The 14,858-nt window shown below is 63.0% G+C and carries 16 protein-coding genes and 1 pseudogene; 7 read left to right on the forward strand and 10 right to left on the reverse strand.

The window, feature by feature from the left end; translation table 11 throughout:
• From EN914_RS05475 to EN914_RS05510, 8 genes and pseudogenes are all read right to left on the reverse strand, one after another.
• A pseudogene (locus EN914_RS05475) lies at nt 1-253 on the reverse strand (xanthine dehydrogenase family protein molybdopterin-binding subunit); the annotation flags it as partial.
• Between the two features lie 13 nt (nt 254-266).
• Complete coding sequence (locus tag EN914_RS05480; RefSeq protein WP_024501544.1) at nt 267-749, reverse strand: (2Fe-2S)-binding protein; 483 nt, start codon at nt 747-749, stop codon at nt 267-269.
• 59 nt (nt 750-808) lie between these two features.
• Nucleotides 809-1,603 carry a xanthine dehydrogenase family protein subunit M gene (locus tag EN914_RS05485; RefSeq protein WP_024501543.1) on the reverse strand — a complete coding sequence of 265 codons (795 nt, stop codon included), beginning with the start codon at nt 1,601-1,603 and terminating at the stop codon, nt 809-811.
• A gap of 13 nt (nt 1,604-1,616) precedes the next feature.
• Nucleotides 1,617-2,060, reverse strand: a complete 444-nt coding sequence (locus EN914_RS05490; RefSeq protein WP_024501542.1) for an SRPBCC family protein — start codon at nt 2,058-2,060, stop codon at nt 1,617-1,619.
• Nucleotides 2,061-2,192: 132 nt separating this feature from the next.
• The gene (locus EN914_RS05495; protein ID WP_024501541.1) at nt 2,193-3,020 is read right to left on the reverse strand and encodes an AraC family transcriptional regulator; all 828 of its coding nucleotides are present in this window, start codon (nt 3,018-3,020) and stop codon (nt 2,193-2,195) included.
• Between the two features lie 179 nt (nt 3,021-3,199).
• Nucleotides 3,200-3,967: an SDR family oxidoreductase gene (locus EN914_RS05500; RefSeq protein WP_024501540.1), complete on the reverse strand. Its 768-nt coding sequence runs from the start codon at nt 3,965-3,967 to the stop codon at nt 3,200-3,202.
• Nucleotides 3,968-4,054: 87 nt separating this feature from the next.
• Nucleotides 4,055-5,053: an ABC transporter permease gene (locus EN914_RS05505; protein WP_013530853.1), complete on the reverse strand. Its 999-nt coding sequence runs from the start codon at nt 5,051-5,053 to the stop codon at nt 4,055-4,057.
• Nucleotides 5,054-5,095: 42 nt separating this feature from the next.
• Nucleotides 5,096-5,836, reverse strand: a complete 741-nt coding sequence (locus EN914_RS05510) for an ATP-binding cassette domain-containing protein (RefSeq protein ID WP_013530854.1) — start codon at nt 5,834-5,836, stop codon at nt 5,096-5,098.
• A gap of 466 nt (nt 5,837-6,302) precedes the next feature.
• Between EN914_RS05510 and EN914_RS05515 the strand changes: the two genes are divergently transcribed.
• Together EN914_RS05515 and EN914_RS05520 are read left to right on the forward strand one after the other, a co-directional pair.
• Nucleotides 6,303-7,292, forward strand: coding sequence for a sugar-binding protein (locus EN914_RS05515; RefSeq protein ID WP_013530855.1), 990 nt, complete (start codon nt 6,303-6,305; stop codon nt 7,290-7,292).
• 198 nt (nt 7,293-7,490) lie between these two features.
• Nucleotides 7,491-8,273, forward strand: a complete 783-nt coding sequence (locus tag EN914_RS05520) for a FadR/GntR family transcriptional regulator (protein ID WP_024501539.1) — start codon at nt 7,491-7,493, stop codon at nt 8,271-8,273.
• Nucleotides 8,274-8,297: 24 nt separating this feature from the next.
• Here EN914_RS05520 and EN914_RS05525 read toward each other — a convergent pair whose 3' ends face one another.
• Entirely contained in the window at nt 8,298-9,236 is a 939-nt protein-coding gene (locus tag EN914_RS05525) for an NAD(P)-dependent oxidoreductase (RefSeq protein ID WP_013530857.1), read from the reverse strand.
• 119 nt (nt 9,237-9,355) lie between these two features.
• On the opposite strand from EN914_RS05525, the gene EN914_RS05530 reads away from it, so the two are divergent.
• Both EN914_RS05530 and EN914_RS05535 read left to right on the forward strand, forming a co-directional pair.
• Complete coding sequence (locus EN914_RS05530) at nt 9,356-10,252, forward strand: NAD(P)-dependent oxidoreductase (RefSeq protein WP_013530858.1); 897 nt, start codon at nt 9,356-9,358, stop codon at nt 10,250-10,252.
• Nucleotides 10,253-10,559: 307 nt separating this feature from the next.
• Complete coding sequence (locus EN914_RS05535) at nt 10,560-11,336, forward strand: FadR/GntR family transcriptional regulator (RefSeq protein ID WP_024501538.1); 777 nt, start codon at nt 10,560-10,562, stop codon at nt 11,334-11,336.
• A 14-nt stretch (nt 11,337-11,350) separates the two neighbouring features.
• Here the strand turns inward: EN914_RS05535 and EN914_RS05540 are convergent, their stop codons facing one another.
• The gene (locus EN914_RS05540; protein WP_024501537.1) at nt 11,351-11,641 is read right to left on the reverse strand and encodes a DUF3175 domain-containing protein; all 291 of its coding nucleotides are present in this window, start codon (nt 11,639-11,641) and stop codon (nt 11,351-11,353) included.
• 170 nt (nt 11,642-11,811) lie between these two features.
• On the opposite strand from EN914_RS05540, the gene EN914_RS05545 reads away from it, so the two are divergent.
• The 3 genes from EN914_RS05545 to EN914_RS05555 all read left to right on the forward strand — a co-directional run bounded on the left by EN914_RS05545 (nt 11,812) and on the right by EN914_RS05555 (nt 14,519).
• Entirely contained in the window at nt 11,812-13,041 is a 1,230-nt protein-coding gene (locus EN914_RS05545) for an MFS transporter (protein ID WP_013530861.1), read from the forward strand.
• A gap of 21 nt (nt 13,042-13,062) precedes the next feature.
• A complete protein-coding gene (locus EN914_RS05550; protein WP_032898595.1) occupies nt 13,063-13,392 on the forward strand; it encodes a hypothetical protein in 330 nt (109 codons plus the stop codon).
• A gap of 98 nt (nt 13,393-13,490) precedes the next feature.
• Nucleotides 13,491-14,519 (forward strand): LacI family DNA-binding transcriptional regulator, encoded by a 1,029-nt coding sequence (locus EN914_RS05555; protein WP_024501536.1) that lies wholly within the window; start codon nt 13,491-13,493, stop codon nt 14,517-14,519.
• Nucleotides 14,520-14,858 lie beyond the last annotated feature (339 nt).

A 14,858-nucleotide genomic window follows, 5' to 3' on the forward strand; every position in this document is an offset into this window, starting at 1 on the left:
CGTCCTTGGCGGTCCGACTTTTCACCCCGCCCGGATGTTTTTCCCCCCCCGCGGCGTCGCTCGAACGGATGCGGGCCTGGTGATGCGGGCTGCGTACCATCTTCAGGTGCAGCATGCCGGGGAAATTGCGGTCGGCGAAAAAGGCGGTCCTGCCGGTGACATGGCCGGGCGAATCCGAGCGCGGCCGCGGCTGGCCGATCTCGTGCAGATCGTCCTTGCGGACATCGGCGAAGTAGTTCTTGCGCAGTTCCATTGTTTTGGACCCCTCAGGCCGCGTTCTGCGAATTGGCGCGGGCGGCGGTCAGCACCGCCTGGATGATCGGCTCGTAACCGGTGCAGCGGCAGATGTTGCCCGACAGCGCCTCGACCACCTCGTCGCGGCTGGGATTGGGCGTGTGGTCGAGCAGCACCTTGGCCGCCATGATCATGCCCGGCGTGCAGAAGCCGCATTGCGTGGCGAACGTGTCGAGAAAGGCGCGCTGCAGCGGGTGCAGCACGCCGCTTTCCGAAAGCCCTGATGTCGTGCTGATGACGGCGCCATTGCAGGTCTCGGCCAACGTCAGGCAGGAGAGCCGGAGTTCGCCGTCTATGATGACAGAACAGGCGCCGCAGGTGCCTTGATGGCAGCCGCCCTTCGGCGAGGTGTCACCGATCTTGTCGCGCAAGGCGTGCAGCAGCGTCGTGCCGCTATCGATGAATTCGGCCTTTTCAGAACCGTTGAGCGTGAACTGAACCGGGATCTTTGCCATGTTTTCCTCCTTGCGCGCCTGCCCGAACCAGCGGACAGACGCGCGCCCCCGAACAAATATTATGCGAGCAGCAACCGGCCGAGATGAACCGGCAGGACTTCGGCGCGATACCAGGCGCTGGCGATCGGGTCGGTGATGGGCGAGGTGCCATCACCGGCCGCGGCCAAGGCCGGCGCGATGCCGTCAGCGGTCAGCGTTCGGCCGATCAGCGCTTTTTCCGCCGCCCTGGCGCGCATGGGCCGATCCGCCATGCAGCCGAGCGCGATCCGCGCCGAGGTCACGGAGCCATCCGACGACAGTTCCAGAGCACCGGCTATGCTGAGCACGGAGACGCCCTTGGGCTTGACCCTCGACACTTTCAGGAAGCGGAAACTGTCGGCCTTCGGAAGCGTGAAGCTCACGGAAGTGACGACGACGCGGCTGCCGCCCCGATTGGCTAGGAAAGTCTCGATCGGCGTTTCACCGTCATCGGTGCTGACCGTCGCATCGAGCGCCAGCAGGGCAACAGCGAAATCGCCATACGGGCTCGGGGCAAAAAGATTGCCGCCGACGGTCGCCATGTTGCGGATGGCCGGGCCTCCGACGGCGCGGGCGGCCTTGGCGAGCGTGCCGAGCTCCGGATGGCCGGCGATCGCCGCCATGGTCACCGAAGCGCCGATGCGGACTTTGCCGCCGGCAACAGCGATGGTGGACAAAGACGGCTCGGTCGACCTGATAAGGCTGGATACCGAAACATCGCCTTCATTGGCCGCGCGGACGACCAGCGTGCCGCCACCGAGATAGCGGGTGCCGGCCGCCTTCAGTGCCGCGTTCGCGTCTTTCACCGTTGCAAAAGTCTGCAGTGCCAGCGCCATGGTCTGGCTCCTGTCAGCTCTGGCCGGCGAAATGGCTTTTCAGGGCGTTGAAGCCGCCCTGAAAGACATTGGCGCCCATGCCCTCGGCCAGCTTGTCTGCCTCCTCGGGCGCGGCGTCGAAGCTGGCGGTCCATTCGGCGTAGGTGCGGTCGCCATCGGTCACGCGCCGCAGCTGCAGGGTCGCCTTGTGGTTGGTCAGCGGCTGCGGCGTCTCGAGGATGGAGTAGCTGACCAGGAAATTCTGATCGGAGAAGTCGAGCAGCTTTTCGCGCAGGCGGGCGCCGCTGGCGAGCTGGAAATTGCGCACGCAGCCGATTGTGGTGGCATCCTTGCCGTCTTCAATGCGGCTTTCCACCATGCGCGGATGCCAGTCCGGCAGCCCGTTGAAGTCGCGTATGCGCGCCCAGACCTTTTCGACCGGCGCGTCGATGACGCTGGAGATGGTGACTTTGGCCATTCAAAATGTTCCCTTGCAAAAGCGATCCGGTGCAAGGGTAGGGCGGCCATTTCAGCGACGCTTATCAATGCGTCTTGAGCGCCTATCAAGGAGTCTGAAAAAGGGCGGGGAGTCTGAAAAAGGGCGGTTGGCTCAGGCGATCGCCCGCGCGGCCTCGCGGTAGAGCGTCGGCGGCACGCCGACATGGTCGCGGAAGAAGCGCGAGAAATTGCCCTGCGTGGTGAAGCCGAGATTGCAGGCGACCGAGATCAGCGGTTCCTGCGACCATTGCAGCTGCCGCACCGCTTCCTCCATGCGCAGCGTGTTCCAGTAGACATTGGGCGTCAGATTGGTCTGTTCCTTGAACAAAGCGAAGAAATGCGGTCGCGACAGGCCGACGCTGCGCGCCACGTCGTCGAAGCAGATGCGCTCGCAGACATTGGCTCTCATCAACTGGATTGCCTTGCGGACACGAAAATCCTGCATGGTGTTGATGCGGACACGGGCCTCCTGCGGCGCCGAGGCGTCGGCGGCGTCGAGCACGCTATCGATGAAACGCTCGATCTCGTAGTTGGCGATATCGTCGACGCTCTCATTGTCGCTGAGGTGGTCGAGCAGATTGGCGGCGGCCTGATGCAGCCACGGTTCCAGCGTGATCGCGGCTTGTGAAAACAGCGGCGCCGACGAAGGCAGGTCGCGGCGGCGCCGCGCCCAGTCGGGATCGATGTAGAAGGCGAGAAACAGACCGGGCGTCCCGTTTTGCGACAGAACATGGCTGTGCGGCTGGAAGGAGTTGATGCCGGCGGCCGTTCCAGGCCCAAGCCGGACGGTCTCGCGGCCGATGGTCATTTCGCCGGCCGTACCTTCCAGCCAGATGATGAGATGGGCCTCGACATGGGCATGGGTGACGAAGTCGCTTGCGACATTCAGGATAGAAACATGTCCGAACCGGCCCCAGTAGAGCCTGATCGCTTCCGTCATGGGTATATCCTCCCGCAGGCGACTGGCCTCCCTTCGCCTGCAGTGGGGATTGTGCGGCCGAGTTCGGGGCCGCGTCAAGACGCGCGCGGGCGGCGAGGGCGAATGACGGCCAGTGAGGCCGGATTTTCAGACTGAGCGATACGCACTGGAACGAATAGCGGTCGGGAGAATTGCCAACCTCAAACCGAAGCCGTCATGCCGCCATCGACATACAGCGTATGGCCGTTGACGAAGGACGAGGCGTCGGAGGCAAGGAACACCGCGGCGCCGATCAACTCGTCGACATTGCCCCAGCGCCCGGCCGGCGTGCGCTTTTCCAGCCAGGCGGAAAATTCGGGATTGTCGACCAGCGCCTGGTTCATCTCGGTACGGAAATAGCCGGGCGCGATCGCATTGATCTGCAGGCCGTGTTTGGCCCAATCGGCGCACATGCCCCTTGTCAGGTTGCGGATCGCGCCCTTGGTGGCGGTGTAGGGCGCGATGTTCGGCCTTGCCAGTTCGCTCTGCACCGAACCGACGTTGATGATCTTGCCCTTGCCGCGCGGGATCATGTGGCGGGCGACCGCCTTGGCTGCATGGAAGGCGCCCGACACATTGGTCTTGAACAGGCGCTCCCATTGCTCCTCGGGAAAGTCCTCGAGCGGGGCGCGGAATTGTATGCCGGCATTGTTGATGAGGGTGTCGATGGCGCCGATCTCGGCCTCGATGCGGGCAATGTCCTCGTTGACCGCCTGAAAATCGGTGACGTCGAATACCGAGGCGTGCGCCTTGAAGCCGGCGTTGCGCAGCTTTTCGACGGCGCTGTCGATCCTGGCGGCGTCGCGGCCGTTCAGCACCACGCTTGCCCCATGTTCGGCCAGGCCCCGAGCCAGCGCGAAGCCGATGCCCTGGCCGGAGCCGGTCACCAGCGCCAGCCGGCCCTCGAGGCTGAACAGGGAGTTGGCCATCAAACCGTCTTTTGTTTGACCATGATCTCCGGACAAACGGTTCCGTTTGTCCGAGAAAACCGGTTTCCACTTTTCGGGATCATGGTTCTAGTCGCTGCGGCGGAAATTGCGGATGCGGTCGAACAGCACCGCCAGCAGGATGGCGCCGCCGATGAAGACGCCTTGCCAGAAGGCATTGATGCCGAGCAGGCCGAGACTGTTGCGGATCACCTCGATCAGGGCCGCGCCGACGATGGCGCCGAAGGCGGTGCCGACGCCGCCGGCCAGATTGGCGCCGCCGATGACGGTGGCGGCGATTACCTGCAGCTCCATGCCGGTGCCGAGATTGGTGGTGACGGCACCCAGCCAGCCGGTCTGGATGATGCCCGCAATGCCCGCCGACAGTGCCGAGATCATGTAGACGGCAACCTTGATCTGGCGCACCGGAACGCCGGTCAGCGTTGCCGCGTGCTCATTGCCGCCGATGGCGAAGATATGGCGGCCGAACTTGGTCCAGCGCAGGATGAAGCCGGTGATCAGCGCCAGAAGGATCATGTAAAGCACCGGGTTGGCGATGCCGAACACCCAGGCGCCGCCGCCCAATGACAGAAGCTTGGCATGGTCCGGCCCGAACTGGAAGACCACCGTGTTGTTGGAGGCGACCATGGCGAGGCTTCGGGCGATCGACAGCATGCCGAGCGTCACCACGAAGGGTGGAAAGCCGAGATAGGCGATCAGCACGCCGTTGAAGGCGCCAATGGCGAGCGCGGTGGCAATCGAGGCCAGGATGCCGACCTCGATCGAGTAGCCGGCATGCATGGTGACGGCCAGCACCATCGACGACAGGCACAGCACCGAGCCGACCGACAGGTCGATGCCGCCGGTGATGATGACGAAGGTCATGCCGAGCGCGATGATGGCGACGAAGGTGATGTTGCGGGTGATGTTGTAGAGGTTCTTCGAGGTGGCGAAAGCGTCGGTGGCAAACGACAGGAACACGCAGGCAAGGATGACCGCGATCACCACCCAGAAAGTCTGGCTGGCAAACAGTCTCGCGGCCAAGGATTGCTGCTTATGCTCGATCGGCTGGTCAATTGTCAGTGCCATCGTCGACCTTCATCTGCTGTGCGTGGTGGAATTCGCTTGAAATCAAACCTGTTCGATAGCGCCGGTGATCAGCCCCGTGACTTCCTCGGGCGAGCTCGACGCAATCGTCTTGTCGGCGACCTTGCGCCCGCGCCGCATGACGATGACGCGGTCGGCGACGGTGAACACGTCAGGCATGCGGTGGCTGATCAGAACGACGGCGATGCCCTGATCGCGCAAATGGCGGATAAGGTTCAGCACTTCGGCGACCTGGCGCACCGAGATCGCCGCCGTCGGTTCGTCCATCAGCACGATCTTGGCCTGCGACAGCATGGTGCGGGCAATCGCCACCGCCTGGCGCTGGCCGCCCGACATCTGCTTGACGAGGTCGCGCGGACGGGTCTCGGACTTCAATTCGGCGAAGAGCTGGCCGGCACGCTTGTACATCGAGGCATAGTCGAGGATCCGGAACGGCCCGACGCCGCGCCGCAACTCACGGCCGAGATAGACATTGGCGGCGGCAGTCAGATTGTTGCAGAGCGCAAGGTCCTGGTGGACGATCTCGATGCCGTGCTGGCGGGCTTCCGCCGGCTTGTGCAGGATCAATTCCTTGCCGTCCATGTGCATGGTGCCATGGCTCGGGCGGAAATTGCCAGCGATCATCTTGACCAGCGTCGACTTGCCGGCGCCGTTGTCGCCCATCAGGCCGACCACCTGTCCGGGCTCGATCGACAGCGAAACGTCGTTGACGGCCTGGATGGCGCCGAAATGCCTTGAGATGTTGGTGAGTTCGAGAACCGCCACCAGCCTTTGCCTCCCCGTGTTTTGCGACCTGCAGCTGTTACCGGCGTGGATGCCGACGCTGCTTTGGCCTCGCTCTCCCCGGCTCCTCCCGAAGACGGCGTTAGCGTTCTTTTACGCAAAAGCCGGCGCACGTCAATCAATTGTCGGACGAATTGGGCCAGGACTATTTTAAAAATCCGTTTTGTAGGACAAATAGCATTGACGTTGGCGCCAAGCCGATATTAGCTAAGCGTCGGAGGAGATTATGCCGATCCCCGCTGGCGGTTCGCCGGCCGGAATTGGCGGAGGTTTGACGGTCCAGGATCCGGCGGCACCTGTGTGTGAGCTGGTCTGAAGCCGAATCTGGAAATGCTTATCGATCTGTCCTGGCGACACGAGCGCTCGCGAAACGACCCTCGGTCATCACGCATCCGGTCGATCTGTATGGCGGGCACGCCGTGTCCGTTTGTTTCAAGGGAGGACTGACATGAGGAAAACACTTTTGCTCGCCGCCGTCGCCGCCATGGCGTTGGGTGCCGGGCCGGCTTTGGCCAAGAAACAGCTCGTCATTGTCGTGAAAGGTCTCGACAATCCGTTCTTCGAGGCCATCCACCAGGGCTGCGAGAAGTGGAACAAGGAAAACGCCAGCTCGGAATATGAATGCTTCTACACCGGTCCGGCGTCGACTTCGGACGAGGCCGGCGAGGCGCAGATCGTCCAGGACATGCTGAGCAAGGCCGACACGGTGGCGATGGCGATCTCGCCGTCCAACGCGCCGCTGATCGCGCAGACGATCAAGAGTGCCAATCCGTCGATCCCGATCATGACGGTCGATGCCGATCTCAGCAAGGAAGACGCAGGTCTTCGCAAGACCTATCTCGGTACCGACAATTACCTGATGGGCAAGAAGATCGGCGAGTACATCAAGAAGGGCAAGCCGAATGGTGGCACGATCTGCACCATCGAAGGCAACCCGGCAGCCGACAACATCCTGCGCCGTGCGCAAGGCATGCGTGACGCACTGTCGGGCAAGGAGGGCCTCGCCGCACTTGCCGGTGAAGGTGGCTGGACCGAAGTCGCCGGCTGCCCGGTGTTCACCAACGACGATGGCGCCAAGGGCGTGCAGGCGATGACCGACATCCTCGCCGCCAACCCCAAGCTGGACGCCTTCGGCATCATGGGCGGTTGGCCGCTGTTCGGCGCGCCGCAGCCCTATCGCGATCTGTTCGGACCGCTCAAGGACCGGATCGCCAGCAACGACTTCGTCATCGGCGCCGCCGACACGATCGGCGACGAGATTGCGATCGCTCGTGACGGCCTTGTAACGGCTCTGGTCGGCCAGCGGCCGTTCGAAATGGGCTACAAGGCACCGTCGGTGATGATCGACCTGATCGAAGGCAAGGCGGTCGCCGATCCGGTGTTCACCGGCCTCGACGAGTGCACCAAGGATACGGTCGACACCTGCATCCAGAAGTAGGTTCTCGATTTCGGGGCGCCCGGCTGCGGGCGCCCCGTCATTCCTGGACGGAAGCGATAATTCCCGAACGGACGCAATGGTTGGGGCAACCGGCTCCGGCTTTGCTGCGCCCGTGATCTGGATTTTTCGGCAACGAGATCGGCGCCCGTGCGGTTCGGACCAGTCCGGACGACAGACGGTCGACGCATTGGAACGTGGATGCCGGACGAGAAGTCAAGCAAGCGAACCGACCGGGCCAAGGCACAAGCCGGCCACGGCCCGGCTGTCATGCGCAAGGCCGGTGCCGCGCATTTTGCGGGAGCGAGCGTCCATGTCTCGCTGGCCGGCGAGATTGGCCTGCGGATCGTGCGTGGCGACTATCCGCCCGGCACCATCCTGCCCAACGAGTCCAGATGGGCCGAGATCTTCAATGTCAGCCGTTCGGCGGTGCGCGAAGCCATCAAGATGCTGATGGCGAAAAGCCTGTTGGCTTCACGCCCCAAGATCGGCAGTTGGGTCGAGCCGAAGGAGCGCTGGAACCTGCTCGACCGCGACGTGCTGGCCTGGTACGCGACGGCGCCCGACCGCGAGGCGTTCCTGCGAACCGTGCAGGAGTTTCGTCATATCATCGAGCCGGAAGCATCGGCCTTTGCCGCCATACGGCGCAGTGACGAGCAAATGGCGGAAATCAGCCAGGCCTGCCGCGAGATGGGCGAGGCCTTGAGCCTGCAGGAGCGTATCCGCGCCGATACGCGCTTTCATCTGGCCATCCTGCGCGCCTCCGGCAACGACCTCCTTGTGCCGCTCGGCGTGTTGATCGAGTCGGCGCTCGACCATCTCTTCGCATTCACGACACAGCAGGTCGCCGATCAGCGCCAGGCGCAGAAGCTGCATGAGGCGATCGAAAAGAACATCCGCCTGCAGCGCCCGGCCGCCGCGCGCAACGCCGTGCACAAGCTGCTTGCGGATACCGATGAAGGGATCGGGCGCTGGAGGCGGTGATCGGCGCCTGCGTTGGGCAATCGGTTAAATGGTCTGCTTCTTGCCATCCTTCATCGGCATCAGGTCGACGCCGTTCACCTTGCCGATATGCGTTGCCAGCATCGGTACGAATTGCTCGGCCGGGCCGGTCGCATGAGCACCGGCGAAGGCGTTCTTGGTGGCGTTGCCGAGCGGGTTGGCAATGCCGGCCGCACCCGCCATCGATTCCAGATAGGTCAGGTCCTTGAAGGCATTGGCGATGGTGAATTTGTGCGCGTCGCGGTCACCTTCCAGCGTCCAGCGCATGAAGGTCTGGTAGAAGCCGCAATCCATACGGCCATTGCGGATGACGCTGTCGAAGCGCGGCGGCGAGATGCCGACCTTCTCAGCCAGTGCCAGTGCCTCGGAATAGATCGCGGCGTAGCCGAGCGAGATGAAATTGTTGAGCAGCTTCATGCGATGGCCATCGCCGGTGTCGCCGATATGGACGATGCGGCCGGCCCAGGTTTCGATTACCGGTTTCACCCTGGCAAAGAGGGCGTCCGGCGCGCCGACCATGGCGTCGAGTGTGCCTTCCCAGGCTTCCTTCGGCGTGCGGCTGAGCGGTGCGTCGACAAAATCGATGCCGAGCGCCTTGAGTTCAGCGGCAAGCGCAATGGTCGAGACGGGGTCGGAGGTCGAGCAGTCGACGACGACGGAACCTTTCTTCAAACCCTCCTTGAGGCCGCCCGGGCCGCGAATGATGGCTTCGACCTCGCGCGAACCGGTGACGCAGATGAAGACGATTGTCGATGCCGCCGCCACATCGCGCGAGGTCGATGCTTCGGTGGCGCCGCGGCCAAGCAGGTCTTCCGCCGGCTTGCGGTTCTTGCGGCCGAGAAAGGTCAGGCTGTAGCCTTTGTCGACGATGTTCTTGGCGATCCCGTGGCCCATCAGGCCAAGCCCGATGAAGCCGATCTTTTCGCTCGCGGCAGTCGTGTTCATGTCTTCAAGTCCTGTTGCAATGATTGATGTCAGGCGCTGCCGTTTTGCAGGCGAGGGTGGTTGCGGATGGCGATATTGTCTGACAATACACATAAATTCCTGAGGATGTGGAGAGCAAAATGACGAAGCGGATCATGTTCACCGGCGGCAGCGGCAAGGCCGGACGCCATGTCGTCCAGTATCTGGTCGAGCAAGGCTGCCAGGTGCTCAACATCGACACCAGGCCGCTCGACAACCCCAAGGTGCGCACGCTGATCACCGACATCACCGACAGCGGGCAGGTGTTCAACGCACTGTCGAGCTATATGGGCCTGCATGAATTCGACCCCTCGCTGCGTCCGCAGCCGGTCGATGCGGTGGTGCATTTCGCCGCCATCCCGCGCATCATGATCACCACCGACAACGAGGTGTTCCGCATCAATGCGCTCGGCACCTACAATGTCATCGAGGCGGCAGTTAAGCTCGGTATTCGAAAGGTAATCATCGCCTCCAGCGAGACCACCTATGGACTGGTCTTCGCCAACGAGCCGCGCGATCCAAAATATTTCCCGCTCGACGAGGAGTATGACGTCGATCCGATGGACAGCTATGCCTTGTCCAAGGTCGTCAACGAGAAGACGGCGCGGGCCTTCGCGCAGCGCAACGGCACCGACATTTATGCCCTGCGCATCGGCAACGTCATCGAGCCGCACGAATATTCGCTGTTTCCGAAATGGTTCGCCGATCCGGGTTTCCGCAAGCGCATCGCCTGGAGCTATGTCGACGCGCGCGACCTTGGCCAGATCACGCTGCGCGCCATAGAGAAGGACGGGCTCGGCTATCAGGTGTTCAACGCGGCCAATGACGACACCTCGTCCGACCTGCCGACAGCCGAACTCTTGAAGCGGTTCTACCCCGGCGTGCCGGTCAAGGCCGAACTCGGCGAATACGAGACGCTGCTCTCCAACCGCAAGGCGCGTGACGTGCTGGGCTTCCGCCCGGAGCATAGCTGGCGCAAATACGTCAAGCAGGCCTAGGCATGTCGACACTCAGGTGATGCCGGCCTGCGAATGACGGCTTTCTGCGCTTCCGCCTTCGCCGGCCGAAGCACTTATGAGTGGTCGTGGCAGTCAAGGCTACGGCCGGCGTAGGCCGGTGCTCACGTACCCAAAAGTACGCTGCGCTCCGGTTCTCGAAATCCGTCATTCTCGGATCGGCCTGACCTGAATATCGACATGCCAATCAAGCGGCGGATCGGGGCTGATCTGTGCACAGCGGGCAGCTTTGCGATGCAAGCCGCTTGCCGCGCTTGACAGCCTGCTTAATACGGACTTTCTGGACCCCATGCGGGACGCGAAGCCGAACAAGGAAAAATCGTTGGGGAAAGCGGCCTCCGGGGACCGTCCGGGCGGCGTTCGCCGGGCGGACGCCGCGCGTATTCCCGGCTCCAGCGTCCACGCCTCGCTGGCCAGTGAAATCGGCCTCAGGATCGTGCGCGGCGATTATCCGCCTGGCACCATCCTGCCCAATGAAGCGAAATGGTCGGAGACGTTCAGCGTCAGCCGCTCGGCGGTGCGCGAAGCGATCAAGATGCTGATGGCCAAGAGCCTTTTGGCCTCACGTCCCAAGATCGGCAGCTGGGTCGAGCCGAAGGAACGGTGGAACCTGCTCGATCGCGATGTGCTGGCCTGGTACGCGACGTCGCCGGACCGCGAAGTGTTCCTCAAGACGGTGCAGGAATTCCGCCATATCATCGAGCCGGAAGCGACCGCGTTCGCCGCGATGCGAAGAACCGACGAGCAGATGGCCGAGATCAGCCTGGCCTGCCGTGAGATGGGCGCGGCGACGAGCCTGCAGGAGCGGACCCGCGCCGACACGCGCTTCCATCTCGCCATCCTGCGGGCTTCGGGCAACGACCTGCTGGTGCCGCTCGGCGTACTGATCGAATCCGCCTTCGATCATCTCTTTGCCTATACGACACGGGAGATCGACGATCTCAACCACGCGCAGAAGCTGCACGAGGCGATCGAGAAGAACATCCGCCTGCAGCGCCCCGACGCGGCGCGCAATGCTGTGCGCAAATTGCTCGCCAACACAGACGGCGTCATCCGCGCCCGGTAAGGCCGGACCGGCCGCTAATCATCCTTGTCCCGTCCGAAGGCGCTGCGCAGTTCGTCCTTGGCGTCCTCAAGCACTTTTTTGCGCGCGGCAGGCAAGTTCTTGCCGGCTCGGTTGATGTAAAAATTCAGCATCGACATGGCGGATTGGAAAGGCTCGGCCTTGCGCCTGTGGCTGTGTTCGGCGGATCGTTTCAGCGAGGCGGCGATCTTCCTGGCGTCGTCGGATTCGAAGACGTGATCCTCAAGATCCATTGCGTTGCTGTGCTCGGTCACCTCGGCCGACCATTTTTTCCTGGTGGCGGTCATCGCAGGACTCCTTTGCGGGGTGGGTTGCCGGGAAACTCCGCACATCGGCATCGGTTCCGCCCTGGCTCTGGAGCCACGGATTTGCCCGCTGTGGCGCTGCTGCGGCCTGAGAATGCGCCGATAGTGGCGCAAACGGCAGCCGATCTCCGAGACCGCCGACAGGAAACGCCTTGACCCGAACCGACAGCCTCCAGCCCGGCCCCGGCATCGACAGCTCCTATGCCTGGATGCGGCTTGCCATCTCGATGCTGCTGGCGACGATCGGCGCCGTGGGCATGTGGGCTGTCGTCGTCGTGCTGCCCGCCGTGCAGGCCGAGTTCGGCGTCGACCGCGCCGCGGCGTCCATGCCTTACACGGCGACCATGGTCGGTTTCGCCGCCGGCAACGTGCTGGTCGGCCGCGCCATCGACCGGATGGGTTACTGGATCCCGGCGCTGATCTCTTCGATTGCGCTTTCCGCGGGCCTGCTGCTCGCGGCGCTGTCGACCTCGATCCTGCAATTCACGCTTGCCCAGGGGGTGCTGATCGGTATCGGCACGTCGGTGATCTTCGGGCCGCTGATCGCCGATATCTCGCACTGGTTCAACCGCCGTCGCGGTGTTGCGGTCACGGCGGCGGCGGCCGGCAATTACCTTGCCGGGGCGTTGTGGCCGACCATCATGCCGACGCTGATGAAGGCGGAGGGCTGGCGCTTCACCTATGCGGCAATCGGCATCTTCTGCCTGGTGACAATGGTGCCGCTGGTGCTGATGCTGCGGCGCGGTGCCCCGGCGGCGGCCGTCGCGGGTTCGCCCGGAAGCCGGTCGGTGCAGCCGATCTCGCTGTCGCCGGCGGCCTTGCAGGTGCTGCTGGTCGTCGCCGGGCTCGGCTGCTGCGTGGCGATGTCGATGCCGCAAGTGCATATCGTCGCCTATTGCATGGACCTTGGCTACGGCGTCGCACATGGCGCCGACATGCTGTCGATCATGATGGCGGGCGGCGTCGTCAGCCGGCTGGCGTCCGGCTTCCTCGCCGACCGTATCGGCGCCGTGTGGACATTGATGATCGGCTCGGTCCTGCAGTGCCTGTCGCTGCTGTTCTACATCCCGTTCGACGGGCTTGCCTCGCTCTATGTGGTGTCGCTGGTGTTCGGCCTGTCGCAGGGCGGCATCGTGCCTTGCTACGCGATCATCGTGCGCGATTACATGCCGGCCAGAGAGGCCGGCCAGCGTATCGGCATCGTCATGATGGCGACCATCTTCGGCATGGCGATCGGCGGCTGGATGTCGGGCTGGATCTACGATTTGACCGGCTCTTATGCGGCTGCGTTCCTGAACGGTATTGCCTGGAATATCTTGAATATACTGGCTATCGTTCTGTTATTGTGGCGGTCGCGGCGATCATTGACGGTTGCAGCTTAAGCCTTATTCCGGGCGCACAAAATGCATCTCGATCTTCACGGTAAGCCCATTCTTCTAACAATAGCGGTGTGGGCCTGCACCGCGGGATGCCTCGCAGGCGCCGCCGCAATTTTCTATTCGATTATCCTGGTGCTCGGCAGAACCGGGGCGCTTGTAGACACTACTGAGGAAAGATCACTTGGTTGGAGCGAGCGAGCCGGCCGCAGGAATAGCCGTTTCAACAGATTTCTTGTTGCTGACGAATTCCGATCGCTTCGCAAGCTCCTGTTTGGAGCATGGGCCGGATTTTTAGTCTCGTTTGGTCTTCTTTCTCTGCTGATTTTTCTCTTTGGGGAGCGGACATTGACCTAGCGTCGAGAAGGAAGCGCGCGGATAAATATCCCACTTTGACAACATATGACGGCTGCGGGCGCGATGGCTTCCGATCTGTATCTTGCGAGGACTCGATTTTGACCAAGCCGCGCACGCGCCGGGGCGGCGGCCGCCCGACCATCGCGGATGTCGCGCGCAAGGCCGGCGTCGGCGCCATCACCGTGTCGCGCGCCCTGCGCGAGCCGGAGCGTGTGTCCGAAGAGCTGCGCCGCCAGATCCAGGCCGCCGTCGACGAACTGGGCTACGTGCCGGACCCGAATGCCCGGGCGCTGGCCTCGGCGCGCGCCGAGGTGTTCGGCGTGCTGGTGCCGTCGCTTACCAACAACGTCTTCGCCGAGGTGGTGCGCGGCATCTATGACAGCCTGTCGGCCAGCCCGTTCCGCATCCAGCTTGGCAACACCCACTATTCCGGCCTCGAGGAAGAGCGGCTGCTGCAGCTGTTCGGTTCGCAACGGCCAGCGGCGCTGATCGTCGCCGGCATCGATCAGACGCCGGCTTCGCGAAAGCTGCTGGAAAGTGCCGGCTGCCCTGTGGTGCAGGTGATGGAAACCGGTCCCGATCCGGTCGACATGATGGTCGGCTTCTCGCATCTCGATGGCGGGAGGGCGGCGACCGAGCATCTGATCGAGGCCGGCTATCGCCGCATCGGCTTCATCGGCGCGCGCATGGATCCGCGTTCGCAGCGGCGCCTTGCCGGCTATCGCGCGGCGATGGAGGCCGCGGGCCTGTTCGACCCGCGCCTCGTCACCACCACGCCGGTGCTGTCCAGCGTGTCGCTCGGCCGCGAGATGTTCCGCGACGCGCTGGCCAAGGTGCCGACACTCGACGGGGTGTTCTGCAACAATGACGACATCGCGCTCGGCGTCTTGTTCGAATGCCATCGCGCCTCGATCGCGGTGCCGAAGACGATCGGCATCGTCGGTTTCAACGATCTCGACATGATGCAGGTGGCGTTTCCTTCGGTCACCAGCATCCGCACCCATCGTTATGAGATCGGCCGGCGTGCCGTCGCCATGGCGCTTGCTGCGATCGCCGGCAAAAGACCGGAGCAACGGATCGTAGACCTCGGTTTCGAGCTCAAGCGCCGCGAGAGCACGGCGCGTTGAAACGCACAGAAGCGACTGTGCGAATGCCGGTTTACACGCCAATTTGGTAGCGCTACCATCTCCTACAGGCAGGTGCATGAACGACAGGTCGCACCTGTTTATTATACATAAGCGACAACTAATACTTGTTTATTATGGATAATATGATAGTTTTCGCCCCGCTGGCGGCGACAAGGGAGGTACCGGGTCGGCCATCACGGGCGGCCGAGGAAGCGCATGGCGAGGCGGGAGGTGCCGGTCCATCGCGCGAAAATTCGCATTGCGAAACGAACAATCAGAACTGCAATCGGGAGGATTATCGATGATCAAGTCACTTGTTGGTGGCGTCGTTGCCGCCAC

It is taken from the genome of Mesorhizobium sp. M7A.F.Ca.CA.001.08.2.1 (genome assembly GCF_003998455.1).
Classification (GTDB): Bacteria; Pseudomonadota; Alphaproteobacteria; order Rhizobiales; family Rhizobiaceae; genus Mesorhizobium; species Mesorhizobium ciceri.